20 protein-coding genes and 1 pseudogene are annotated in these 25,486 nt (G+C 31.6%); 7 read left to right on the forward strand and 14 right to left on the reverse strand.

Annotation, left to right across the window (positions count from 1 at the left end; translation table 11 throughout):
- Positions 1 to 13: 13 nt before the first annotated feature.
- Entirely contained in the window at positions 14 to 817 is an 804-nt protein-coding gene (locus tag AAGD39_RS05590) for an RMD1 family protein (protein ID WP_341756395.1), read from the reverse strand.
- Between the two features lie 133 nt (positions 818 to 950).
- Here AAGD39_RS05590 and AAGD39_RS05595 point away from each other — a divergent pair, with 133 nt between their 5' ends.
- From AAGD39_RS05595 to AAGD39_RS05605, 3 genes are all read left to right on the forward strand, one after another.
- Positions 951 to 1,883 carry a YgfZ/GcvT domain-containing protein gene (locus tag AAGD39_RS05595; RefSeq protein WP_341756396.1) on the forward strand — a complete coding sequence of 311 codons (933 nt, stop codon included), beginning with the start codon at positions 951 to 953 and terminating at the stop codon, positions 1,881 to 1,883.
- Positions 1,884 to 2,080: 197 nt separating this feature from the next.
- Entirely contained in the window at positions 2,081 to 3,013 is a 933-nt protein-coding gene (locus tag AAGD39_RS05600) for an AEC family transporter (protein WP_341757246.1), read from the forward strand.
- A gap of 32 nt (positions 3,014 to 3,045) precedes the next feature.
- Entirely contained in the window at positions 3,046 to 5,325 is a 2,280-nt protein-coding gene (locus tag AAGD39_RS05605) for an NADP-dependent malic enzyme (protein ID WP_341756397.1), read from the forward strand.
- Between the two features lie 218 nt (positions 5,326 to 5,543).
- Here AAGD39_RS05605 and AAGD39_RS05610 read toward each other — a convergent pair whose 3' ends face one another.
- Together AAGD39_RS05610 and AAGD39_RS05615 are read right to left on the reverse strand one after the other, a co-directional pair.
- The gene (locus tag AAGD39_RS05610) at positions 5,544 to 7,727 is read right to left on the reverse strand and encodes an autotransporter domain-containing protein (RefSeq protein ID WP_341756398.1); all 2,184 of its coding nucleotides are present in this window, start codon (positions 7,725 to 7,727) and stop codon (positions 5,544 to 5,546) included.
- A 250-nt stretch (positions 7,728 to 7,977) separates the two neighbouring features.
- The gene (locus AAGD39_RS05615; RefSeq protein ID WP_341756399.1) at positions 7,978 to 8,229 is read right to left on the reverse strand and encodes a hypothetical protein; all 252 of its coding nucleotides are present in this window, start codon (positions 8,227 to 8,229) and stop codon (positions 7,978 to 7,980) included.
- Positions 8,230 to 8,602: 373 nt separating this feature from the next.
- On the opposite strand from AAGD39_RS05615, the gene AAGD39_RS05620 reads away from it, so the two are divergent.
- The gene (locus AAGD39_RS05620; RefSeq protein WP_341756400.1) at positions 8,603 to 9,262 is read left to right on the forward strand and encodes a helix-turn-helix transcriptional regulator; all 660 of its coding nucleotides are present in this window, start codon (positions 8,603 to 8,605) and stop codon (positions 9,260 to 9,262) included.
- A 23-nt stretch (positions 9,263 to 9,285) separates the two neighbouring features.
- Entirely contained in the window at positions 9,286 to 11,016 is a 1,731-nt protein-coding gene (locus tag AAGD39_RS05625; RefSeq protein ID WP_341756401.1) for an aminopeptidase P family protein, read from the forward strand.
- Positions 11,017 to 11,176: 160 nt separating this feature from the next.
- Here AAGD39_RS05625 and AAGD39_RS05630 read toward each other — a convergent pair whose 3' ends face one another.
- The 7 genes from AAGD39_RS05630 to AAGD39_RS05660 all read right to left on the reverse strand — a co-directional run bounded on the left by AAGD39_RS05630 (position 11,177) and on the right by AAGD39_RS05660 (position 19,243).
- Positions 11,177 to 12,982 carry a glycosyltransferase family 2 protein gene (locus tag AAGD39_RS05630; protein ID WP_341756402.1) on the reverse strand — a complete coding sequence of 602 codons (1,806 nt, stop codon included), beginning with the start codon at positions 12,980 to 12,982 and terminating at the stop codon, positions 11,177 to 11,179.
- Positions 12,967 to 13,896, reverse strand: a complete 930-nt coding sequence (locus AAGD39_RS05635; protein WP_341756403.1) for a hypothetical protein — start codon at positions 13,894 to 13,896, stop codon at positions 12,967 to 12,969. The genes AAGD39_RS05630 and AAGD39_RS05635 overlap by 16 nt, the downstream gene beginning before the upstream one ends.
- Positions 13,897 to 14,249: 353 nt before the next feature.
- Positions 14,250 to 14,933, reverse strand: coding sequence for a transposase (locus AAGD39_RS05640; protein ID WP_341756404.1), 684 nt, complete (start codon positions 14,931 to 14,933; stop codon positions 14,250 to 14,252).
- Positions 14,930 to 15,199, reverse strand: a complete 270-nt coding sequence (locus tag AAGD39_RS05645) for an IS110 family transposase (protein ID WP_341756405.1) — start codon at positions 15,197 to 15,199, stop codon at positions 14,930 to 14,932. Before AAGD39_RS05645 ends, AAGD39_RS05640 begins: the two co-directional genes overlap by 4 nt.
- A gap of 393 nt (positions 15,200 to 15,592) precedes the next feature.
- Positions 15,593 to 16,573, reverse strand: coding sequence for a DNA polymerase III subunit delta (holA, locus tag AAGD39_RS05650; protein ID WP_341756406.1), 981 nt, complete (start codon positions 16,571 to 16,573; stop codon positions 15,593 to 15,595).
- Entirely contained in the window at positions 16,536 to 17,078 is a 543-nt protein-coding gene (locus AAGD39_RS05655; RefSeq protein WP_341756407.1) for a hypothetical protein, read from the reverse strand. The genes holA and AAGD39_RS05655 overlap by 38 nt, the downstream gene beginning before the upstream one ends.
- On the reverse strand, positions 17,075 to 19,243 hold the full coding sequence (locus AAGD39_RS05660) for a ribonuclease E/G (RefSeq protein ID WP_341756408.1): 2,169 nt from the start codon (positions 19,241 to 19,243) through the stop codon (positions 17,075 to 17,077). The genes AAGD39_RS05655 and AAGD39_RS05660 overlap by 4 nt, the downstream gene beginning before the upstream one ends.
- A gap of 349 nt (positions 19,244 to 19,592) precedes the next feature.
- Here AAGD39_RS05660 and AAGD39_RS05665 point away from each other — a divergent pair, with 349 nt between their 5' ends.
- Entirely contained in the window at positions 19,593 to 20,753 is a 1,161-nt protein-coding gene (locus tag AAGD39_RS05665; RefSeq protein WP_341756409.1) for a hypothetical protein, read from the forward strand.
- A 42-nt stretch (positions 20,754 to 20,795) separates the two neighbouring features.
- Positions 20,796 to 21,131: a YraN family protein gene (locus tag AAGD39_RS05670; protein WP_341756410.1), complete on the forward strand. Its 336-nt coding sequence runs from the start codon at positions 20,796 to 20,798 to the stop codon at positions 21,129 to 21,131.
- 536 nt (positions 21,132 to 21,667) lie between these two features.
- Here the strand turns inward: AAGD39_RS05670 and AAGD39_RS05675 are convergent.
- From AAGD39_RS05675 to AAGD39_RS05690, 4 genes and pseudogenes are all read right to left on the reverse strand, one after another.
- Positions 21,668 to 22,321 carry an HD domain-containing protein gene (locus tag AAGD39_RS05675; protein WP_341756411.1) on the reverse strand — a complete coding sequence of 218 codons (654 nt, stop codon included), beginning with the start codon at positions 22,319 to 22,321 and terminating at the stop codon, positions 21,668 to 21,670.
- Positions 22,309 to 23,061, reverse strand: a complete 753-nt coding sequence (locus tag AAGD39_RS05680; protein ID WP_341756183.1) for an IS5 family transposase — start codon at positions 23,059 to 23,061, stop codon at positions 22,309 to 22,311. The genes AAGD39_RS05675 and AAGD39_RS05680 overlap by 13 nt, the downstream gene beginning before the upstream one ends.
- 1,126 nt (positions 23,062 to 24,187) lie before the next feature.
- Positions 24,188 to 24,370, reverse strand: a pseudogene (locus AAGD39_RS05685) (hypothetical protein); the annotation flags it as partial.
- A gap of 7 nt (positions 24,371 to 24,377) precedes the next feature.
- Positions 24,378 to 25,481, reverse strand: a complete 1,104-nt coding sequence (locus AAGD39_RS05690) for an MFS transporter (RefSeq protein WP_341756412.1) — start codon at positions 25,479 to 25,481, stop codon at positions 24,378 to 24,380.
- Positions 25,482 to 25,486: the final 5 nt, after the last annotated feature.

A 25,486-nucleotide genomic window follows, 5' to 3' on the forward strand; every position in this document is an offset into this window, starting at 1 on the left:
TTTTGATATATTCTTAAATTTTGTCTAGCAGATAGTCAATTATTTTAAAGAGGAGTCGATCATGAGCAAGAGATAAGACAACTTCTATAGTAATCAATATTATAATAATCCACTCAAGTCTAGTGGAGTGTTTATAGTTTAAGTCGTTTGATAGAATATTGTATAGCTCATGGATCATGTTCAGTCGATGGTTAAGAATATTTTGACGAATTTGGATATCTTGGAACTCTGCAGTCATTAAGTATAAAGGTTCGTAACTAGGGCGACGCCAGAAGAATTCAGGAGTATCTAGTATATCGCTGTGTAAATTAATCGAATATCGTTCGTTAAATAATATGCCAATTTGTTGGGATATTTCTTTTTTTGACAGAGATACACTACCAGTACTGGCTAATTCTTGTTGAATTGGAGTTGTTTTTACAATTAAATTACTTACCGATTTTTCTAGCACACTAAGTTTAACTGACTGAGCTAAAGCATGGGAGATAGATAATTTTATGAAAGTTGATTTATCGGAGAGAATGATTTGATTTTTTTCTTCGTCGATAAATGTTTTATCGGTAATTTCATTGTAGTCAAAATAAATAAAGTCGGAAATTAGCTCATCATTTTGATTAGTTTTAAGAACTGCTATTTCTGCAAGGATCATTTTTTCTTGGCTTTCTTCAGCCCCCCATATAGTAACACAGCCGAAAGGGAAAAAGAAAACATCTATAGGGTTTGAATTTTCTCTTTGTTCTTTTTGAATATATAGTACATCATCGAAATGTTTAGGCTCAAGACCTATCTTATTGAGATTTATTACTAAATCGTTCATCTTATATTCAGAAGTTGTACAATAGGAAGTGCATCTCATATAATAAATAATTTATAGCAAACAATTGTTGCGTCAGTGTAGTATAGTAGTTATAAAAGCTGTAAAGTCAATTAAAATGTGGTAGTTAGTGGTTATGTATGAAATATTAACAAATAGAGCAATCATTGAGGTTACAGGTAGTGATGCGATGAATTTTTTGCATAATTTGACAACTAATGATATAAAAAATAGTGATTATTGTTACACTTATGCTCTAAATAATCAAGGAAGATATTTATTTGATTTTTTTGTATTGAAACTATCGGCAACAAGGTTTTTTATTGATATAAATATTAATCAGTCTGATTTATTTAAAAATCACTTAGTGCAGTACAAGTTACGTGCTAAAATTGAAGTGAATGACCTAACTCACGGCTATCAGGTTATTTACTCAAAGCAACAATTGCAACTTAATAGCTACCAAGACCCCCGTTATAACCAGCTTGGTTTTCGTTCCATTGTTAATAAAGATGATTTTTTAACAACCACCGAAATAAAAGGCTTATATCAGCATGATAAATATAATTTTGCCATAGTTGACGGCTATGATGATTTAATTGCCAGCAGATCTATTCCGATCGAATATGGTGCTGAGGAGTTAAATGCTATAAGTTACACCAAGGGTTGTTATATTGGACAGGAAGTTATTTCTAGAACAAAATACCAAGGAGTTGTAAGAAAAAAAATATTTAAATTATACTCTCCTTCCCCTTCGAATTGGCTCCGTAAAACTGTGGGGGATTCGCGTGCTCACGTACTAGATGTACGCTCCGCTCACTCACCCCTTGTTTTACGTTCCAATTCGAAGGGGAAGGAGAGTATATCTGCTACTACAGGCAGTTCAGATATAGCAAAAGATGATGAGATTATTGCCAATAATGTAAAAATTGGCGTAGTATGTTCAGCTTATCAAAATATGGCGATAGCTTTAATTAGGGTGGACGACGATTATTCATTACAAAATACAGTTGTTACTGTAAAAAACTTATCCGTTTCTTTGTGCGTTCCACCTTGGCGTTATAGTTAACTCTTCCCGATTTCCACAAGGAAGTGTAGAGAGATAGAAAGAGAAGATATTAAAGGTATGATAAAAACATTCCTTGGTTAGCTATACATACGTCTTGATTTGCAATAAAACTCTGATATTATGCAAAATGAAAAATTTAATTGTAATGCATAATTTACAGTTGCATGACAATTAGCAATTTGGATAATCGTAGACTGATGAATGACATTTTCTCTAGTACATTACCTATTCTTTTGATTCCCTTGCTTGGTAGTATTATCAAAAGAAAATGGCTGACTTCTGAAGAGTTTTGGAGAGGAATAGAAAAATTATCATATTTTTTTCTTTTTCCTGTTATGCTTTTCAATAATATATCTGTAGCTGATTTAAATGCATCTTCTATAATAAGACTGGTATTAGGATTAATCATCTCTTCTTCTATTATTGCTATTGCTTTAATCCTTTATCAGAAGAAAACCAACTTTGACAAGATTCAGTTTACCTCAACTTTTCAGGGAGCGGTACGCTATAATAGTTATATCTTTTTTGGTGTTAGTAGTCCTCTTTTGGGGCAGGAGGGGCTTGCGATAGTATCGGTGATTTCATCTTATATGATCATTTTTACTAATATCATATCAGTAATGATTTTTGCACGTTATATCCCTGATAGTTCAGTAGCTAAGTCGCCTAAAGCTAGCTTTATATTAATGCTTAAATTGATACTACAAAACCCCTTGATTATCGCTAGTATCATTGGATTCCTTTTTAATTACTCTAATTTAGAATTACATCTTAGCATTAAGAAAACCTTATCTACCCTATCTGATTCTGCTTTAGCTATAGGTATGCTAAATGTTGGAGCAAGTCTTAAATTCTTCATGCGTGGTACGATTGTGTATAATGTATTATTTACTAGTTTTGTTAAGTTAGTGGCTTTTCCTATTGTTACAATAATTGTATTGTCACTAATGTCAATCACTGGTACTGCTAAATCAGTTGGGGTTCTATATAGTTGTCTACCATGTGCCAGCACTGCTTATGTTTTATCACGTCAGCTTGGTGGGGATCCAGAATCTATGGCATCAATTATTACCTTCACAACACTTTTTTCAATAGTGTCGTTGTCGGTTTTGATGTGGATGAATATCTAACAGTATACGCAAGTAATCAAGGAGTAATATCTATGAGTGAAATGAATAAAATGAATTATCTTAAAGCCTTAGAATATCATAGCCATGGTAAGCCAGGCAAGATTGCCATTGCTGCAACTAAGCCTTTGGATACTCAACAGGACTTGGCTTTGGCTTATACCCCAGGGGTAGCAGCACCATGTCTTGAGATTGCTAAAAATATAGATGATGTTTATAAATATACGGCTAGAGGTAACTTAGTTGCTGTAATAACTAACGGTACAGCCATTCTTGGGCTTGGTGATTTGGGGGCAGCTGCGTCAAAACCGGTAATGGAAGGCAAAGCTGTTTTATTCAAAAAATTTGCTGACATTGATTCTATTGATCTTGAAATAGATACTACTGATCCAGATGAGTTTGTTAATGCCGTAAAACATCTTGGCTATAGTTTTGGCGGTATTAATTTAGAAGATATTAAATCTCCCGAATGTTTTATAATTGAGGAAAAATTAAAAAGCTGTATGCAGATACCGGTTTTTCATGATGATCAGCATGGAACGGCTATTATTGCTGCGGCAGGTCTTATTAATGCGGCTTATATTACAAATCGTTCATTGGATAGTCTGAAAATAGTAGTAAGTGGGGCAGGGGCGGCAGCGATTGCCTGCATTGAATTACTAATTGCTCTTAGTGTCGACAAAAAAAATGTTATACTATGTGATAAAATGGGGGTTGTTTACAAAGGTCGGCAAGAAGGTATGAATGAATGGAAGGAATTATACGCGGCTGAAACTGATTTGCGCACCATGAGCGATGCTATGAAATCAGCTGATGTATTCCTTGGCTTATCTGCTAAAGGGGCGGTATCGAAAGAAATGGTAGCTAGCATGGCTAAAAATCCCATAATTTTTCCTATGGCTAATCCGGACCCAGAAATTACTCCAGAAGATATACAGCTAGTCAGAAGTGATGCGATTATTGCTACAGGACGCTCTGATTACAATAACCAGCTTAATAATGTTATGGGCTTTCCGTATATTTTCCGTGGAGCTTTGGATGTTAGAGCTACTACTATCAATCAGGAAATGAAAATAGCTGCAGCATTTTCTTTAGCTGAATTAGCAAGACAAGCTGTGCCTGATGAAGTTTATAAAGCATATCCTGGTAGGAAAATGGTTTTTGGTCTAGATTACATAATTCCTGTACCGTTTGACCCGAGATTAATTACTACTGTTTCAATGGCAGTAGCTAAAGCAGCTATAGATAGTGGGGTTGCTAAAATTACAGATTTTGATTTCAAAAGCTATGCAAAGGAATTGGAGAGCAGACTAAATCCTACCTCGCATTATATGAATTTGTTATTTGAAAGAATTCAACAATCAGTACCTAAAAGAGTAGTTCTTGCTGAAGGTGAAGAAGAAGAAGTCATTATGGCTGCTATTACTATGCGGGATGCTGGTCATGCTCACCCTATCCTAGTTGGTAGATATGATAAGATATCAGCTGTTTTAAATAAAATAGGCATGAATTATGATTTAGAGGGTATTACCATAATGAATGCGGCTATTAACCAAAATCTTAATAAATATATAGATACTCTTTATAGTCGATTACAGCGTAAAGGCTATTTATATCGTGACTGTGCTAGACTAGTTAAAAGTGATAGAAATATATTCTCAGCTATTATGATAGCTTGTGGCGATGCAGATTGTATGGTTACTGGTGTAACAAAGAGCTATTATAATAGCTTAGATGATATTATGAAGGTAATGGAACCTAAAGAAAATAATAGAATATTAGGATATTCTATTATGATTGCCAAGGATCATAATATAATTATTGCTGATAATAGCGTAACTGAACTGCCTAGTGAGCAAGAACTTGTAGAAATAACCTTGCAGACTGCCAGTATAGCAAGAAATATAGGGATGACGCCAAAGATTGCGCTACTTTCTTTCTCAACTTTTGGTAATCCAATGAGAGAAAAGGCAAATCGAGTAAGAGAGGCTGTTAGAATCTTAGATAGTATGAATTTGGATTTTGAATATGATGGTGAAATGTCAGCTGATGTTGCTCTGAACCCCAATTTACGTAATTCCTATAAATTTTGTCGGTTATCAGGCCCTGCTAACGTCTTGATTATGCCTGGTCTGCATTCGGCTGCAATCTCAACGCAACTATTGAAAGAATTAGCTAGGGGGGTTTTTATCGGACCAATAATTAATGGTTTTGAATATCCGGTGCAAATAGTACGAATGGGGGCATCAGCAAGTGAGATAACAAAAATTGCCACATTCGCTTGTATAGATGCAATAAATCTTCATAGACCTTAGCCCGGATATTGCATGATAGAAATGAACCAATTGTGCTAGCCCTTGTCTCATGAGGGCTACAGGCTAAAATATATAAAATTTTAAATATACAATTTGTATTTTTGCGCAATTCTTCCAAACTCCTTATATTACAAGGGGTTCAGAGATAAATATTGATACCTTCATGCAATATCCGGGTTAGACACTTAATATCTTTAAATTATGATATAAGTGTCTAGTTAGAACGATAATTTTAATTTTAGTGAACCTTGATGGCTAGAATATTTATTATTAGAAGCTAAATAATCATATACTGCCATAATTTCTATTGCTCCACGTTTTATAATAATAATTCCACCAATTTTGTAGTTGTATTTAGCCGGTTTTTCAAGCAACAATACTTCTTCTCTATTGTTAGATATAGCTAACAATATTTGTATATGCAGATTTTTTTGCTTATTATGTAAAAGTCTCTCGGCTTCCATATGAATCCCAGGAATCAACTTAGTAGTATCATTAATCTTCATTGGTATAATTGCTTCAATCCCCATAATCCCGGAAGCCTTTTGGTTATTAGTAGTAGCAACCGATATATTTTGTTTTTCAAAATTTTCATTATATCCAGCAATATTATACCACCCACATTTAAACCCAATATATGGGGTAATTAATATTGTACCAAACCTTGACTTGCGAGCAATTATTACTTTGCTACTATATAAAGTATTAGCAAATTTAGTTCTAGCTAGGTGATTTTGTGAAGGCAATTTTACAGAAATATTACCCGAAGCAAGAGAAAAAAATCCCTGTAGTATCAGTTTATCAGACAAATTAGTTTGGCCATATATAGATATTACGTGAGTATGAGCAACAACTTTGTCAATACGATTATTGTATTTGAAATTAGAGAGAACATAGTTATAAGCTCCTCCAATAATGTTACCACTTGGCAGTTCTATATCACCGCCAATAGCGGTGGCACTGGTTCTACCACTATACCTATTTAACATATTTTCTCCATTATATTTGGCTATACCCATTATTCCACTAATCCACAAATTTTTAGGAACAATATTATCCTCATCACCGCCAGCAAGGATGGTAAGATTGCTTAAATGTCTTAGGTTGGTTAATCTTAAATCAATAGTTGAGTTTGCAAATTCATAAGACAATATAACTATTTCATTCATAGCTAAGGCAATATTTTTTATTATTTCTTTTTGTTTTTGTAATAGTGCTATGTCTTCGGTGTTAGTTGGTATAATAATTGGAATTAGTGTTATAACTTCTGCAGCTGCTACTGGCGGCGGTGCTGACACCTCTTCTTTTACAATTTTTTTCCGCTCTTTCTCTTGCAGTTCTTCACCTGCAACTTCTCTTGATGTTGGCACTATAGCTGCAGTTTCTCCTGATACTTCTACAACTTTTATAGGTGATGCTATTACTACATCTGCTCGTGGCACTTCTTCTGGTATTAGTGCTTCTTCTACGTCTACTGCTACTGGTGCTGATAAAGGAAGTCGCGCCTGTTCTTCTTCTAATAATGGTTCTTCTACTATCTGGTGTTGCAATTCTTGCTGCTCTTGGATAGGATTATTCACTACATCTGCTCGTGGTTCTTCTTTTTCTATTGCAACACCTGATCTTGGCGCTTTTGGAGGTGGTAGTATTAATTCTGATTCTTCTGTCACCTGACGTTTCTGGCGTAGCAACTCTTGTTGTTGGATATGAATAGGTTCAGTGTCTTGGTTGGTTGCTGACCCGTTTGGGATATTGGTAGAATCTAATGATTCAAACAAATTATCGAGACTATCATTAATATCAACAAGAGAATCTGTATCATGATCACTTAAGTCTAATACCTTATAATTGTTATGATCATGTAAGTTTATTTCTTTATAAATATGGAGTCTATCATTCCTATCAACGAGAGAATCTGTGTCATGATCACTTAAGTCTATTTCCCAATTATTACAATTTACATCATTATCACTAGAGTCTCTTAATAAATTATTTGTAGATGCATCTGCTACTGCTGCTGGAGGGGTCGTATCAACATTAGATGGCTGTGATATTGGCTTTATAGGCTCAGTGTCTTGGTTACTCACTAACTCGCTTGAAATATTGGTAGAACCTAATTGTGCTAACAAATTATCGGAGCTATCATTAATCTTAACAGGAGAGTTTCTTTTACCATAGTCTATTAGTAATATAGAGCTACCGGGAATTAGTATTCTAGGATTCTTTTCAAAATCTTTATAAATATTTAATAAATATTTAAGTGGTTGCTTACCAGTATTTTTATCGGGCGAAGGATATCCTAAGGCTACAAAAACATAGAGTATAATAATATGAGCATAGATTAATGTGGAACATTTTATTATCTTATTCTTTCCTGTAGAGAATTTATATAATATTCGCATATTGACCTTGTCTCCAATTTATGCTCTTAGTTAATAAAAACCCCCATTTAATAAGTGGGTACTCAAATGTAACTAATAAGCAACAATTTAAAGGGTAACAAAGGCAATCTCTATTGTCTAGAAAAAATATTATGTTATTGACAATTTTAGCGCTTGTTCTAGGAGACTTATCAAAGATGACTAATTAATTACTTTAGTCATCTCTGATGGTCTCCTAGGTTGGTAAATTAAAATCAATTGACTGTAGATACTACAAGTTTTTTTGCAGGAAAAGTACAGCTAAAAACCATATAGTAATCAAACAAACCCAAAGACCGCCTCTAATGTCATATGTACGTCTAACTAGAATTTTTAGAGCTTCTTCAGTCTTTTTAGCTTCTTTTATACAATCTGACCTCATAGCAATTATGTAACCCGATATAGTCATAATCTTACTATATAATTGTTTTATATCTTTATCATCTTTTCCATTGGATGTTTTCTTATCAAGATCATTTTGCACAAAACCCCCTAACCATAATTATAAATAAAATATTCCTATCAATTATGGGATAGAATAGTTTAGGTTGCATTTTTAATAAAAAAGTTACCATATAAGCAAAAATATATTTGATTATCAGATAAATATTGTATATATTCATTGAAGTATTTCCTTGTGTAACGGGGATTTATGGATAATTAACATTATGTATGTTCAACTTATATATGTGAGTAAGGGTTGAATTTATATATTAATTATGTTGTTTTTTAAAAATTTATCTTACTAAAAGAATTCTTTAAGTTCATTTGGTAAGATAAATAATTTTACTATGGCAGTTTTTGCTTGTCAAAAAAAACCGTTTTTCACGGATTAATTTTTTAAAAAATTATGTTTAATGGGCTGGTCTGAAAATATAAAAGATTTCCTTGCGGAAGAACTAAAGAAGAGAGGACTAAAAGTAAGTGAACTAGCTGAACACGCAGGCATTCCCCAAACTACCATGAGAGGAATGTTAGAAAATCGACGCCCTGAAATAAAAAACATAATCAAGCTTGCCAATTATTTTGACTGCTCTATTGATAAAATGTTAGGTAGAGAGGAATTTGTCTCTAGCGAAAAGCAACAATATGCTCAACTATCTCCTGAAGAATTAAGTGCTAATTTGAAAAGTTTCATCAACAAAGAACTAGTCAAGAACAATTTAACTCAATATGAATTAGGATCGAAAATTGGTCGTAGTGATGACGCGGTCCGACCTTTCCTAAGAGAAGGTGATAATAATCAAAAAATGCTAACTACTGAAACAGTGGTAGCTGTTGCTGATTATTTCAAAGTGTCTATTGATGGGGTGCTAGGCAGAGTTCCACAACTTGCAAAAGAGCAACAGCTAGCAAAACCCTTAGATAACAGCTTAAAAAACTTAACTCCTGAAGCTCTAAAAGCCGCTCAACTTATTGGCAAATCTATTGAAAATAAGGTTTCTGCTGATGGAAAAGCTGCTTCTACCCATGTTAGATCTGTAAATAAGATGCCATCTAATGACAGAAGCAGGTAAACCCTTTTCTAAATAGTAATTTAATGCAAGAACGTATCAGCAGTATTAGAGAACTGTTTGCTAAGTATAAAATAGATGGCTATATAGTACCGTGTAATGATCAATATCTTAGCGAATATGTCCACGAAAGTGCTAGGCGACTGCAATATATAACCAACTTTAGCGGATCCAATGGTATTGCGGTGATCTGCAAAGATAAGGCGGTATTTTTTACAGATGGTCGTTACCTAGAACAAAGTAAACATGAGCTAGATCAAGAAATTTTTAAGATTTTTGATATTAAAGATTTACCATATTTCTCTTGGGATGATTATTTAGGTAATGATGGTGTATTGGGGTATGATTCAAAACTCTTTACTAATGTTAAATTACAAATATTTTCTAAAATAAAATCCCGTCTACATAAAATATCTGATAATTTAATAGATCAAATTTGGCATGATAGACCAGCAGAACCATCATCAAAAATATATATTCATGATGATAAATTTTCTGGTCAATCATATAGTAACAAAATTACCATATGTCGCAATCTGCTAACCAAATATTTTGCAGATACAATGATTATTACTTCAGCAGATTCAATATGCTGGTTATTAAATCTCAGAGCAAGTGACATTCCACATTCACCATTGATGCTTGCTATAGTTCTGATCACTCAAGACCAGCTATATTTATTCACTAATCCAAATAGAGCTAGTCAAGATATTGTGATTGCTCGCCCTGATGTAACTATCTTACCGGAAGAAAAATTTGCTGGTATATTGGATCAGGCTAATAAGGTTCTCGTTGATGAAAATTTTGCATCAAGTTACATTATGGATTTGTTAAATAATAAGCTAGTAGAAAAAATTAACGATCCTTGTCAATTATCTAAAGCACTTAAGAATGATATTGAGATTAAGCACGCAATTAATTTTCATATCAAGGATGCAGTGGCACTATGCGAGTTCTTTGCGTATTTGTTTGAACTAGAAAATTTACAAGAGCGAACGGAATATGATCTAGGAGAAATATTAGCAGAATTTAGGTCTAAGCAGGATCAATATGTTATGGATAGTTTCCCGACTATATGTGGCTTTAAGGAAAATAGTGCCATAATTCATTACCATGCGACAAGTCATCAAGCAAAAAAAATCTTAGGTAAAGGTATATTACTAATTGACTCTGGTGGGCAATATAAAGGTTGTACTACTGATGTAACCAGAACCTTGGCTATAGACAACCCTACCGAGGAACAAAAATTACGCTATACTCAAGTTCTTAAGGGGCATATTGCTTTATCGACAATTAAATTTCCGGTTAATATTACTACAGGAAGCCATTTAGATGTTCTAGCTCGACAGTTTTTGTGGAGAGATGGACAAGATTACCCACACGGTACGGGTCATGGTGTTGGTAGCTTTTTAAATGTTCATGAAGGACCACAAAATATTAGTTTACGCAGTAACGTTATTCTACAACTGGGTATGATTGTGTCAAATGAACCGGGTTACTATAAAGTCAATGAATTTGGCATTAGAATAGAAAATTTGATGTATGTCAGAAACAGCTTACAGGATGTAAATTATCTAGAATTTGACACTCTTACTATTGTTCCTTATGCAAAGGAGCTAATAGATTGCAAAATGCTAAACGAAGATGAAATAAATTATATAAAACAATATTATCAAAAAATAAAACAACAAATTTATCCCCTACTGTCAATTAGAGGACAGAAATGGTTAAACAATCAGTTACTCTTCTATAGCTAATACTACAGTTGTAGATTTAAAATTATGAATGTTAAACTATTGATTATGTGTAATTTAAGGTTGAGCTATGTTATAGTTTTTAACTTTTGACAGTTGTGACGCGAATACCCCAAAGTTTTGGGGAGTCAATTCTTCAAATCATTTGAGTATATATAGAAATTTATTCAAGGTCTAAGGCACTAATCCCATGTTGAGTTTTATCCCATTTGAAAGGCGTAAAAATAATCTGCCAAATAGCCTTGTAACTTGCTATAGTATGCAGTAAAAAATACAAAGGCCATACCAACAAGACAGTAATATCTAATACTCGAAAATTAGTTATTTTTCCTTTTTTGCTCAGTAAGATAAAAAAAGCACTACCATAAAGATATGAGAAAGCAAAAAAACTATTAACTATCCACAAATAATCAATTATAGGCAATCTATTAATTTTAATAGTTAGTATTAGAAATGGTAAACAACAAAAACCATAAGAAGAAAGACCAATAAAAATGAAAATAGTAATTATTTGATAAAATTTAAATCTTTTATATTTGTCTTTTTGGGCAAGGAATACCAAAAATGTTTGGATAAATCCTTTGATCCAACGAGATCGTTGATTTATCCAACTTATAATATTTATAGGTGATTCCTCTAAAGTATAAGAATCAATCATATGAACTTTATAACCAAATGAATATAATCTAATTCCTAAATCAGCATCCTCAGTAACATTATAAGCGTCCCATAAACCTACTTGTTGTAAGGCGTCAACCTTAAAATGATTGCTAGTTCCCCCAAGAGTTACCGGTAAGTTCATCAAACTTAAAGCTTTCAGAAGATATTTAAACCACAAACAATATTCTATACTAAAAAGCTTAGTTAGTAAATTCTCATTTTCGTTATAAAAATTAAGTTTAGCTTGCAAACACCCATATTCTTCCGGTAAGTCATCAAAGGCTACTACTGCTTTCAGGAGTTGATCGGGGTCAGGTCTATCTTCCGCATCATATATTACTACATATTTTCCTTTACAATATTGCATGGCATAATTAAGAGCTTTGGGCTTAGTTCTAGGTAGACTGAATGGCACTTTAATTAAATGTATATAACAAGGCAATTCATATAGAATTCTTTCCTTGTTCATCAAATAATCATCTGCTTCAACAATGATTTTGACATCTAATTTATGTTTAGGGTAATTAATATTAGTGATACAACTAATTATCGACTTTAGTTTGCCTGATTCTTTATATAACGGCAGTAAGATAGTATAAATAGGTAGGGAATCATTGGAGTATATATAACTATTTTTAAAAGCTATATTTGGCGTAATTACCACTTGGTTAAATAGTATAATTTTCAAAATATTTTGTGAAAAATAACAGATAATATTAATTGTATGAAAAAGATGTTTAAAATTAAGTAATATAGCAAAATATACCAAAAAAAATATGACAATTGACTTAGTGTAGCTGATATTTTTTGCTATCATGTATAATGAGATAAATTCAAGAAAATATTTAGATTTAATGATGTTCAAATGGCTGAAATTTCGTTCAAGTAGCTGATAAAACTCATTCTTTCTAATCAACTTAATTGGTACGTTATAATATATTGCTGATAACTTCCTTAAATAAGCTAGGTCATTTATAGCAAGTACCTGATTGCTTTCATCATTCTCATAAATGAAATAACCATTCTGAACATATTGATCAATTTTTGAGTAATCGTAAATCTTAACCTGAGTTTCTTGTGTACTTAATCGTGGCAATAGATTATAGTTATACAGAATATCTATAATTATCTCATTACTAACAATTCCTTCTCCGATTATCATATTAAGAAAATCATTCTCAGCAGTGGTCTCAGCTAATTTAAACTTAATATAGGATATTTGTAAATCAGTAATTAGCTGTTCTTTTACTAAGATATCTAATAACTTATCTAAAAATTCTATATTTAGGTTCTTTATATATCCAGCCATATTGAAAATATTACTCCTGATATTTTATAACGCTGCTTAATCAGGCTTTTATCGACAAAATATCCTATTTGTGTTGTTACACTATTCTTCTTTAGATTACCAAATTTAATCTTTTTTGCAATCGAAAGTTGCTTATATAAAGTTTTATTATAAATATTACCGTAATTTGTTCTATTGTAATATTTAGCAAAGCTTACTAACATGATACCATTTTGAAATTCAACGCCCTTAGATATTGAAAAGCTATAATGGCTTCTTTTGCCATATGGATTATTTAGGTCTTGTCCAAAGCTCAAAATACCTTCAGCAAATACTGAAGTTTCACCTAAAATTGTCTTAATTTTTTTGGATATTGCTGATAACAATAATAATTCATAAGAAAATAGCTGCTCGCAACCATCTTGAGCCATATATATTCTTGGCTGCACAGAGACTACCCGACTAACATCCTGAAAGAGCCTAATTTTATAAAATATACCAATTTCTTTATTGTCAGATAGGTAGTGCATATCATTACTTCCCTGAAATTTATTTTCTTTATAAAGCAATTGAATACCTAAATTTTGGTTGTTATTAACACCATATTCGATAGCAAAAATTCTCATTAATTGGTCTTGGTATGAAGATATTTCTCTTGAAGTGCGTTCTAAGGATTGAATTTGGTAAAATAACTTATTATACAGAGCGGATGAATTATTAACTAACTTGATACGTTCTTTTAAATCTGCTAATTTACACTGAATTTGTATAAAAAGATCAGCTCTTATTTGCTTAATATTCTCAGAATTTTTGTTACTATTAGCAATAGTAGCCATATATCTGTACTTACCTGCATCAATTAACCAAGCTGATCCATAAGCATTATTTACTATGGAAATTATACACAATAATATAAAGATGATAGTTGTTCTCACCTAAATAGCAACTAATAATTTAAATTTACTAGAATACAACCTATTATAAATTTAGTAAAATTAAATAAAGTTAATAAGCAGATATTTTAGTAGCTCACCTTATGCATAATCCACACGGCAATTTAAAAATTGCAGAAAAGTACAAGGCGCTATTGCTGTTAACAAAGCTTATTTAACTGATGAATTAATGGATTTTTTAGCGAAAATTAATAAGATTTTTGCCGGAATAGTATACCTATTTCAAAAAAATCTTATTAATTTTCGCTAAAAAATCCATTAATTCATCAATCAAATAAGCTTTGTTAACAGCAATTATCTTTTATCTAAATTTTCAAAAAAATAAAAATATTTATCTAAATAACAAAACAACGTTTTTGTTGAATAAGTTTATGGCATACTTCAAGTAGTTTACGCATGCATGCAACTATAGCAACCTTTTTAGGTTTAAAATTGTTAACAAGCCTATCATATAAAGCTTTCAAATATTGAAAACCATTTTTGACACCGTTTTTACCAGCCAATACCGCCATATATAAAGCATATCGTGGTATTTTTCTGCCACCTCTAATAAATCTTCGTCCTTGCTTATTACCACTATCACGGGCATAAGGAGCTATCCCTACAATTGCTGACAATTCATTACTACTATAATTTTTATTCCCTAATTCAGGTAAAAAACTAATTAGTTTTTTAGCTACGCATTTACCAATACCAGGCACACTCTCTAATATTTTTACCTTCTCTTTCAACTCTTCTGACTCATCTATTACTTCACTTAATTTTTTATCAAGCTCAGCTATTTCATTCTGTAAAAATTTAATGAGCTTTTCTATACTCTTTTTATCAATACCATCAATACTATGATGTAGCCTCTTCTTTTCATTGCTAAGCATTAATACTAAATCTTCTCGCCTTTGCTGATATCTCTTCAAAGTATCGGATTCAACTTGATATAAATAATTAGCTGAAAGCTGCATCTTATCGCCATAATATGCTAATTTAAATGCGTCCTTCTTATCAGTTTTACACAAATTCACCGATTTACTAATGAATTAAAGCTATATGTATTGACTTTATGTACCTGTTGTTTATTATTATACAATTTTTGGCAAATATCCGCTTCATAACCTCCAGTAGGTTCACATACTATTAGCTTAATTTCTTGTTCTTTTGTTAATTTTATCAGTTCTTCATGCCCTAACTTATCGTTGGAAAAACGATTATATATCGGTTTATTGTTAGACTCATATAAACATATATCTAACCATTTTTTACTTACATCTAGACCTATTATTTTACTCATGATATAATCTCCTTCATCTTATTGTGCAAGGCTGCTGTTTCCAGCACCTTCTGCAATTTGTTCAAAGCAAACTTTGTAAGAGGGTACTTATTCTGTTTACGACTATTTCAGTCCAGTGTCTATCAAGTCACCCTCTTACAATTACTTATATCATAATTTAAAGATATAAGTGTCTAGCAACAAATTGTAAATAAAACACTCAAATTTCCTATAATTTATTCAATCTACCACTGTAGTACTAGATGTATCATTAAAATTAAAACTCACTGTTTGCTTTGTCGTTGCTAAAGTAGCTCCGCTTCCAATGATAATATTCTTTCTTGACAAAATATTTGTGGGTAAAAGTAAGGCTAATAGATTGGAGATAAGGATATACTTCTTATCTCCAATCTATTAGGAATTAGCTTTAACATAAATTTGTTGATATATATCAAAACCAGCTGGATTTAGCTTATAATCAATTTCTGCTTGCTGCAAATGTTTCAGCGTTGTAATGCAATCATCTAATTTAAGCTTATTTACAGCTTTTTTAAAATTTGGCACATATTTGTAGAAAATTGGTGGAGATAGCGATTTTATAGCCATATCTATAGCAACACCAGTTTCTAATTTACTCAATACGGTGTATAAATTCAGATAATATCTGATTAATGCTCTGATAATTAGCACTTCATTAATATTTTGTTGTTTTAACTTATTGAATTCTTGTAAAAAGTTATCAGTATCCCTTGAGGAAAAATAAGCACATAAATTATCCCCATTTCCCATAAAATCATCACTAACTACCTGCCGCGCATTATCTAAGGTAATTTGCTCTTTATCAAATGTAAAATTTATTAATTTATCAATTTTACTAACTATTGTTTGGTGATCACCTTTTAGACAAGATATTAAATAGTCCATAGCATCTTGTCTTATAACCTTACCCACAATATTACATTTATGTAATATTATCTTAGTAACTTTTTGTTCATCATCATGATAACAAGCTAGAGACGCTAAATAAGTTTCAGTTTCAAAGAATTTACGTATGCTAGAAGCAGTTGATAATTCATCAGCAATAAACACTAAGAAATGTAATGAATCTTTACTAAGAGCCAATTTTAAAGATTTATCTATAGATTCACCAACTGACCTTACTAGAATCAATTGTTTCTGCATAAAGAAATTTTGGGTATTAACTAAAGTATCAAGCGCTTGAGATTTAACATCTGAATATTCTATAGAGGTTTTTAATAAATCAAATTTCTTCAACAAAGTCTTACAAACTTTATCTATATACCCCTTATCTGGCCCATAAAGTAACAGAGCTTTAATTTGCCTGTTATCTATCTTATCAAGTAGCTGAATAATTTGTGATAGGTAGAACTTCATTTTTAATGCTATTTTGTTTAAAATACAAAATTAATCTTTCCAGTATCTCAACCGCCCCTTGCTTTGCAAGTTCTTCCAATGCTTTCTCATTATCTATATAGCTATGATAAGGCGAAGAAGCTGTACTATAAGAGGTTATATGGCGAAATGTACCTGAAGTAACTGGTTGATTAGTTATAATATCAATTAACCTATATTGAATAGTTTGACTTACTGCTTCTCTTAACACATCAGAATTCTTCTGAATAATAAGCGGTAAACTTTTGTTGGTAAATTTTACCTTCAATAAATACTTTGTTGTTGATATTGTAGATTTTGGTAAAATACTAGATAAATAGTAACAAAATTCTGCACCTCCAATAGAGTCTATTGGCTCAATTTCAATAGCACTTAATTGGTTTAATTCCTGTGGACTGTAATTATTACTATACACAGGTCTTAAAGTACAAGAGGTACATAAAAATAAGCAGACAATTAATAATAAATTCAAGCCGCTATTTATCAACTATTAGCTCCTTCTTGTTTAGTTCCCTCCTGGGATTGTCCTCTATCATTTTCATCCACTTTGTTTTTATTATAATTACGTCTTCTAGCAGGACGAGTATAATTTGATTTCTTATCAAGATATTTACGATTTGACTTAATGGTATCAATACCATTTGTTCCATTATCTAACTCATTGTCTACTACTTTATTGTCTAGTACAACATTATTAACTTGTTGACTAACGACAACTTCCCCTTTATCAATTTTTACCGTTATATTTTTATTTAACTCACTGCTAGTTTCTAACTTATCAGATGTTTTCCATTTCTGCTTCTTCCTATTAGTATTTAAATTAGTAGGTGGCTCTTTACTAATCTTTTCTTCTTGATAATTAGAGGACTGATTTTGAATTAATGGTTTACTAGCAGTCCCGGCATGGCTAGATTTTTTTGGCAATTTTATTTTTTCAATTGAATAATTATCAGAAGTAGCAGACGAATCAACGTGAAAATTTAACTTTAAATTATATTTTTCTTCAATTAAAGCTATTTCTGAACGCTTATTATTCAGTAAATAAATAACTGAATGAATATTAGCAAAAATATTTACTAAATCGATATTTTCATTAAAAATTTCATTCTCTACCGTACGTAAAATTAACATAGCATTTGACTCATCAGCCCTAACAAGTCCTTTGCCGTTACAATAGGAACAAATCGATGAATTTGATTCCAAAAATGATGGTCTTAATCTTTGACGAGACATTTCAAGCAAACCAAATTGGCTAATATTAGCAGTTTGAATTCTTGCCCGATCCCTACTTAGAAACTCTTTAAAAGATCTTTCAATAATCCTACGATTTCTAGTATCATACATATCGATAAAATCAATAACCACTAAGCCTGATAAATCTCTTAATTTAATTTGTCTAGCAATTTCTCTGGCAGCTTCTAAGTTGGTCTTTAATGCCGTTTCTTCAATATTTCTTTCAGCAATTGCTCTGCCTGAGTTAACATCAATTGAAATAAGTGCTTCTGTTGGGTTTATTACTATATACCCACCAGAAGGTAACGCAAAAACTGGTTGATATAGCTTTGCTAGCTGTTCCTCAACAACAAATTTTGTAAAAATTGGTATTTTATTTCTGTATTCTTTGAGCTTACCGAGATCTGTAGGTAATATATCCCTCATGAATTTCACAGCATTTTGATATGACTCATTACCTTGTATGATTAACTCTTTAACAGTATGATCACACATATCACGTATGACCTTTTGAATTAACCCATCTTCTTCATGTATAAAACAAGGGGCTATAGATTTAAGGGTACTCTCTCTAATTGTATTCCATAATCTTACTAAATAATCATAATCTCTTTTTATGTCTAAAGTAGTACAGCCAGCACCAGCAGTACGAATTATGATACTTGATGCAGTACTGCTATTGCCTGAAGTTATTTTACTAACTATATTCTTAAGCCTTTTTCGTTCATCAGCATTGGATATCTTACGTGATACACCATTCTGCAAGGGAGTATTAGGCATTAAAACACAATATTTCCCAGCAAGAGACATAAACGTCGTAAACGACGCCCCTTTATTACCTCTTTCCTCCTTAGTAACTTGTACAAGCAGAACCTGACCTTTCTTTATTACTTCTTGAATTTTATATTGCTTTTGTTTATTAGCTTCCTCTTTATCACTTTTTTCTACACTTATTGTTTCAATGTCATTATCCAAAACATCTAAATTAAATTCTACCTGAATTTTTTCGTCCACTAATCTTTCTATAGCATTTAAATCAATTTCTTCACTGTCTATTATTGGATTATAATCTCTCTTTGTTTCAGATTCTACAAGATCATCTTGGGTAATATCTGAAAGAGAAATTTCTTGTAGCTTATTTATAGAAGGCAAAGATTTAAGATCAGATGCTGGTATATTATAATAATATGGGCTAATTTCAGTGAAAGGTAGAAACCCACTCTTGTCCGGACCGTAGTCAATAAAGGCCGCCTGCAAAGCAGGCTCAACCCTTATAACTCTTGCAAGATATATATTACCCTTGTTTTGTTGTTTTGTCGCAGTTTCATATTCAATATCTTCAATATTGTTATTCTGATTTAGTAATACTACCCTTGTTTCATTAGGAAAGTTAGCATCAACTATAATTTTCTTACTCATTAATTTTTTACTCGCAAATTTCCAGGTAATATTGCTAGGATATGTAAACTTAGCAATATTAAAAAATATCTATTTATTATAACAATATTTAATATTAAGTTTTAAATTGAGAAAACATTTATACTTAAAGTACACTAACCTAAACAAATAACTATAACTTAGAAATTTCTTAACTATTTTACGCAAATCCGCTGTTCTATAAATCTAAATTTTATTCATGGTTATAATAAAATTAATTAGACAAATTTTAATGAATAAGCTAATGTACTCTTGGTTACACAAACTTCTTAAACGTCTCTCTATTAAGAAATTTATATACGATGTAATCTAGTTTAGCAAACAATTATTTATGACCAAAAATAATCATTTAAAAACAGCTTTGCTATTGTTTGTTAGTGTATTTCTTTTTGCATGTATTACTTACATCAATGCACTAGTAATACCAGATTTTTTAGTAAGTAAAGGTCTATCTGGAGAGCAACTAGACCATATCGAATCAATCGAAATGTTAGGTTATATAATAGCTGGTTTATTCTTAACTCCATTAATTAATAAAATCAGTGATAACAAAACTACCATTGTTAGTCTAGTCTTACTGATAATAGGTATATTAAACCTAATTATGATTAAGGATTACACCCTCCTTAAAATCAATTTCATTGTAATGGCATCTGCCTACTACACCTACATAACCACAACTATCATCAAAATAGTGGAGTTAACCAATAACTATAAATACTATAAATATTTTGCTCTTATTGTCTTTTCCTTGTTATGGATAGCTGGACAGTTTACCGTTGATTTACTAGCTGGATTTCTAGAATCAGCGATAAATGGGCTATTATTATGTACATTACTTTATAGCTTCATTATTATAACTTGCTTACAAAGAGAGAATATTAACAAAAATACAACTTTAGTTTCTAGATTTTCATTCTTAATTGAGAATATAGAATTACAGGTTCTAACAGGCTTTATGGTATCTTACATTACTTTTGATATATTGTGGTATTATGAAGAATTTGCTTTAGAGAAACACTTTCCTGTATCAAAAATAGACACTATTACCCATTATACTCTTATAAGTATATTTTTCTTGATATCGCCTGTCGTTTTATCATTAAAAATAATCAACAAATATCTTGCTAATTTAATATTGATAGTTATCCTCTTAGCCAGTTTTATTCTTTTACCAAATTATGGAGTAACTTTAATAGGCAACATCTATATCCTTTCTACAATTGGCGTATGTTTATGTGCTATTTTTATTTGTAATATATTAATATTATCCGGTAAATTTGAAGCCCAAGATTTGAGAACCGCACTGGCAATATATTTTACTATGTGTGCTATTGGTATGTATTCTGGAGCTTTATCTTCTTATATATCTCATGGGCTTTATGATGGACAAGGTTTTCTATTCTCTACATATAGTGTTGTTGGAACTTTTGTACTTTATTATTCTTGGTATTTTTTTAGACGAAAATTATATAGATTGCACGTCAATTAGAGATGATTATAATATCCTGAATTGAGGTAAATCATAATTATTATGAAAAAAATTACACTTGGCTTAATAGCTGAATATGTAGCTATTGTTATTTATAAAATTAAATTTTATCAGATTCTCTATCATCGTAAAAGATATTATGTTGGCGAGATTGATATTATTGCCCTGCGTGGCAAACAACTTGTTTTTATAGAAGTAAAAGCAAGGCGTTCTGATATTGATGATAGAATATTATCAACCCATCAACAGATGAGAATAAAAAGATCTGCAAGTATATTTTTAAGCACTAACCCAAAATATCAAAATTATCATATTAGATTTGATCTAATAATTATTAAACCTTACAGTATACCAATTATTATTGAGAATGCGTGGTAATAGTCATACCCTATGTTTTTTATTCTATCATGAAACTAGACACTGTTAACAAAGCTTATTTAATTGATGAATTAATGGATTTTTTAGCGAAAATTAATAAGATTTTTGCTGGAATAGTGTACCTATTTCAAAAAAAATCTTATAATTTGCAGCAAAAAAGACTTTATTCACCAACTAAATAAGCTTTGTTAACAGTGTCTAGACACTTATATCATAATTTAAAGATATAAGTGTCTAGCAGCTTTTGCTGCCTTAGGGGGGCAGCTGCTTTAGATGTTGCGTCACTTGTTAGTTTTCGTGGTTTTAATTGACGCCTAGCATTTTGGCTTAGTTCAGCAGTAGCATTGGTCGGTTCTGTAGCTAGAACAATATTGAGAGAAACGCCAGAATTTGTTGATACCAAACGTCGAGTAAAAAATTTTTTTCCTTTCAATTTATTTATTTTTTAACAAATTTACTCGGATTAATCTATTTTTTGAGTCCATATTTTATGGGGGCATTATATTTGGGAGTATGGGTTATTATGATTCCGATAATTATTTGTTTCGCACACGGATTATTTCATTTTGAAAAGTTGACAAAAGAGTCTGGGAATTATTTCCAAAGTCACGAGAAGCAGGTTGGTTAGCCGAGAAATTTTGGTAACATAGCGTTATTAACTTTTGTTCTGCTGCTGGTACTTCCAAGTATGCACAAAGAATTATAAAATATTCTATTGTTTCCTTAATGATTTTTTTAGCTTTTTCTGGTGATTTAACACTTATAGTTTGCAAGTTGTGAATTCGATCGAAGATTTTAATAAATGCTACATCAAATTTTTTCTGTTGAAATAATAAATCCAAAACCTCTTGGGAGCTGATCTTCCCATATGGTTTGATTCTGGTTAAATCTACCACTTGCCTGGCAATTTGCTCACCAAATACCATAGAAATCAGCTTTTCACTCAAATCCGTATCTTCAAGAGTATCATGCAGTAAACTGGTGATGATCATATCGTTCCTGAAATATTTGGGCAATTCTAATGCAGTGTATTCGGCAACCATATACGCCACCTCTATCGGATGGGAATAATAAGGTTCGCCGGATTGTCGTATTTGGCTGCCATGATATTTTTTGGCATAATAGATACCTTTTTTAACCATATCAATATCTATAGTTCTAGGTTCTGTGAAGTTTTCTAACGAAGCCATATAAAAGCTCCAACAAATTGCAAAAAAGACAAGAAATCAGTAGCAGTTTTATCAAATCTCGAAAAAATTCGTCTAAAATGTTTAATTTTACCAAAAAAACATTCGATCGAATGACGTTCTTTATAGATATGTTTATCGTACTCCCTTTGCTGTTTTCGGTTCTTTTTTGATGGAATAACAGCTATACAATTTTGCTCTTCAAGCTGCTCAATAAAAGCATTGCTATCATATGCCTTATCGGCAAGGAGCATAGTATTTTTAATATCTTTAACCAATGAGTTGGCTTGTGTAATGTCATGTCTTTGACCTGCAGTTAAAATAAACTTTAAAGGATTACCAAGAGCGTCAACTAAGGCATGGATTTTAGTAGTAAAACCTCCTTTACTACGCCCTAAAGCTTCTTGATCTTGGCTATCTTTTTTATAACCTGCTGAGCATGCATGGGCACGAACTATAGTAGCGTCAATCATTGTTGATTCCATGTCAGGATTAGCTTGTACTTGCTCAAACAAATCGGTCCATATTCCTTTATTAGACCAAGTTTTAAACCTCATATGCACTGCTCGCCATGAACCATAAACACTCGGTAACAACCGCCATTGGCATCCTGAACGTGTTATGTACCATATTGCTTCAATAAATCGTCTAAGCTTATCCTCATTTCTTGTTTTTATATCTTTTCTTTTTCTTAATATTTCAATAATTTGTTGCCATTCTCTGATTTTTATATGATAATTCATTCCGGTAGTGTTTTTGATTGTCTAAAATAGAAAATACACTACCTCTCCTTCTTTTTAATTTATTTTTTTACAAAACTTCACAGAACCTAGTCACTTGCTGGTTTAGCTCAGATAGTTTGCTCAGTAACTTCTCCGCATATTTACAATTTGCATATTTTTTTTGCCAACTATACTTTCGATTATCAAGCACTTTCATAAAATAACCTATAATAACCTGAGTTCGATGTAACTTGTTACATCGAACTCAGGGGTGTATATAGAAACAATCAGGCTTAAAGCGGTTTGACACCTAATTGTTAAACATTAGTTTGATAATAATCTTATTTTTATACTATATAAAAATAAGATTATTATCGTAAATCAGTTAAAATATATTCGAAGAATCGCTTCAAGAATGCATTTTTCCTTATAACAAAGCCAATTCGATATAAGAATTATTAATTCTTCCAACAAACTGCTACACAACATATTGATTTTCAGGATTTTCTGCTGTTAAAGTAAATCCTAATTCTTTTGCACGTTTTTCAAGAGACTGTACTAATTTGGTCTTGTATTTTTGTTCATAATTACTTATACCTTGCTTCTTCTTCTAAGAAACTGCACATATTTTGGTAGTTTCTTCCATTTTGTTACGTGGTGCGTAGCACCAATGTTTAGGCTTATATCGAATTGAGGTTACAATATTAATTATATCATCAATTAGTTTAAATCAAGAATTACAATACTTCTACTATTTTATTAGATTATTTACAAAAATATTTATCTTTTTGTAAATAATCTATAATAAAGACTTAGTGCTAGCTTATTTTTGAGATATAATTTATTTAATCAATAGCTCTTTAAAAGTATAAATCATCAGGGCAGTTTTTAATGCTTTGGAGAGGGAAGGAAGTGATATGAAGAGAAGGAGTATAAACAGCTATAATATGGATGAGATAGTATAATGTCATTTTGGATTAAACCAAGGAAAGCAATTAAAGGTTTTGTTAATAAGTGAATTCATGGTGGCATATATCTTTCTAGTGATGATAAAAGAAGGCACGTGTGTAAGTACTAGGACTCACAGAATCACCATAATAAATTATGCTCGTGAAGCACAAAATACTATCAATAATCTATCGCGTAAAGGATCGGTTGGTTCAAAAAATAGCTCATTAAGAAGTACTGTCATATGAACATACAGCATTAGATCAAAATTTTCTAAAAAGATACCTATAGAAAGTAACCCGATAGCAGATTTTTGTTCTTTTGTCATGCTAGTCTGCTGGTTAGAGATAATTCTGGTATTTTCTTGAACAAGTTCACTCATAATTAACTCAAGTAATTGTTTTTTTTTCGGCTAACCAACCAATAGGATAATCCCCACACTCTTTTGCCAGTTTTTCAAAATGACGTAGCCCATAGGTAAAACCGATAATTAGAGGAATCATAATAACCCATAATCCCCAATGACCAAAATAATTAGTAATGTAGATAAAACCAAAAGAAGTAATAATATGTATTAAAGCTCGAGATATAGCAAATGTCATGCTAATACAGGTAAACCGTTTAAATACTGGAAATCTTTTATAAAGAATGGGACCGGCAGGACCTAAACATTCATATAATAAAACCATAACCAATTGCATCAAAAATAATTGATAAGGAGAATTAACATAATTCAATAAATATGGACAAAATATCATAAAAATAGAACATATGACCAGTATAATTTTTATGGTTAGTAATGGGTATATTTTTAAACTTAAATAAGATAATATTGATATGGTTAAAAATGCCATTAGACAAACAATAAAATTATGCTGAATAATCTCAGCCGTTGTATAACCAAAACTAGTTTTTAAAATATTAGCACAATATATATAAAGAAAATAAAAACATACCGGTGAAGCACTTTTTAATAAAAAGAAAGCTATTATTGTTTTTTTATTAACTTTTTCTTGCCACATCGGGTTATATGCTAGGCTAGCCATATCAGTATTAGTTTTTTCAAAAACTTTTTTGATTCGACGTTTGGCATCAGCAAATTCTGGTGTTTCTCGCAAGGTTGTTCTTGCTACAGAACCAATCAATGCCACCGCGGCACCAATCCAAAATGCTAGACGCCAATTAAAACCATGTGAAGTAACAAGTGAGGCAATACCTAAAGCAGCTAACCCCCCTAAGTCACAACAAACCCCCATTAATCCAACACTTGCATATTGTACTGGTGGCTTAAGCGTTTCGGTTAAATAAAGTTGCACCCCGGTCATTTCTCCCATAGAAGATATACCTTGTACAGCTCGACAGATGGTTACTATCCAAGTAGCTGTTACCCCTATCTGGGCATAAGTAGGTAGATTAGCCATCACTAGACATGTCACAGCCATCATAAAAGTTGTGATGATCACCGTAAATTTACGTCCTATATTATCGCCCAACCAAC

Source organism: Candidatus Tisiphia endosymbiont of Nemotelus nigrinus (assembly GCF_964026475.1).
In the GTDB taxonomy this organism is placed as follows: Bacteria; Pseudomonadota; Alphaproteobacteria; order Rickettsiales; family Rickettsiaceae; genus Tisiphia.

Coding starts and splice junctions, on each gene's coding strand:
- AAGD39_RS05590 (WP_341756395.1), bottom strand. CDS start 817: ATGAACGATTTAGTAATAAATCTCAATAAGATAGGTCTTGAGCCTAAA.
- AAGD39_RS05595 (WP_341756396.1), top strand. CDS start 951: ATGTATGAAATATTAACAAATAGAGCAATCATTGAGGTTACAGGTAGT.
- AAGD39_RS05600 (WP_341757246.1), top strand. CDS start 2,081: ATGAATGACATTTTCTCTAGTACATTACCTATTCTTTTGATTCCCTTG.
- AAGD39_RS05605 (WP_341756397.1), top strand. CDS start 3,046: ATGAGTGAAATGAATAAAATGAATTATCTTAAAGCCTTAGAATATCAT.
- AAGD39_RS05610 (WP_341756398.1), bottom strand. CDS start 7,727: ATGCGAATATTATATAAATTCTCTACAGGAAAGAATAAGATAATAAAA.
- AAGD39_RS05620 (WP_341756400.1), top strand. CDS start 8,603: ATGGGCTGGTCTGAAAATATAAAAGATTTCCTTGCGGAAGAACTAAAG.
- AAGD39_RS05625 (WP_341756401.1), top strand. CDS start 9,286: ATGCAAGAACGTATCAGCAGTATTAGAGAACTGTTTGCTAAGTATAAA.
- AAGD39_RS05630 (WP_341756402.1), bottom strand. CDS start 12,982: ATGGCTGGATATATAAAGAACCTAAATATAGAATTTTTAGATAAGTTA.
- AAGD39_RS05645 (WP_341756405.1), bottom strand. CDS start 15,199: ATGAGTAAAATAATAGGTCTAGATGTAAGTAAAAAATGGTTAGATATA.
- holA (WP_341756406.1), bottom strand. CDS start 16,573: ATGAAGTTCTACCTATCACAAATTATTCAGCTACTTGATAAGATAGAT.
- AAGD39_RS05660 (WP_341756408.1), bottom strand. CDS start 19,243: ATGAGTAAGAAAATTATAGTTGATGCTAACTTTCCTAATGAAACAAGG.
- AAGD39_RS05665 (WP_341756409.1), top strand. CDS start 19,593: ATGACCAAAAATAATCATTTAAAAACAGCTTTGCTATTGTTTGTTAGT.
- AAGD39_RS05670 (WP_341756410.1), top strand. CDS start 20,796: ATGAAAAAAATTACACTTGGCTTAATAGCTGAATATGTAGCTATTGTT.
- AAGD39_RS05675 (WP_341756411.1), bottom strand. CDS start 22,321: ATGGCTTCGTTAGAAAACTTCACAGAACCTAGAACTATAGATATTGAT.
- AAGD39_RS05680 (WP_341756183.1), bottom strand. CDS start 23,061: ATGAATTATCATATAAAAATCAGAGAATGGCAACAAATTATTGAAATA.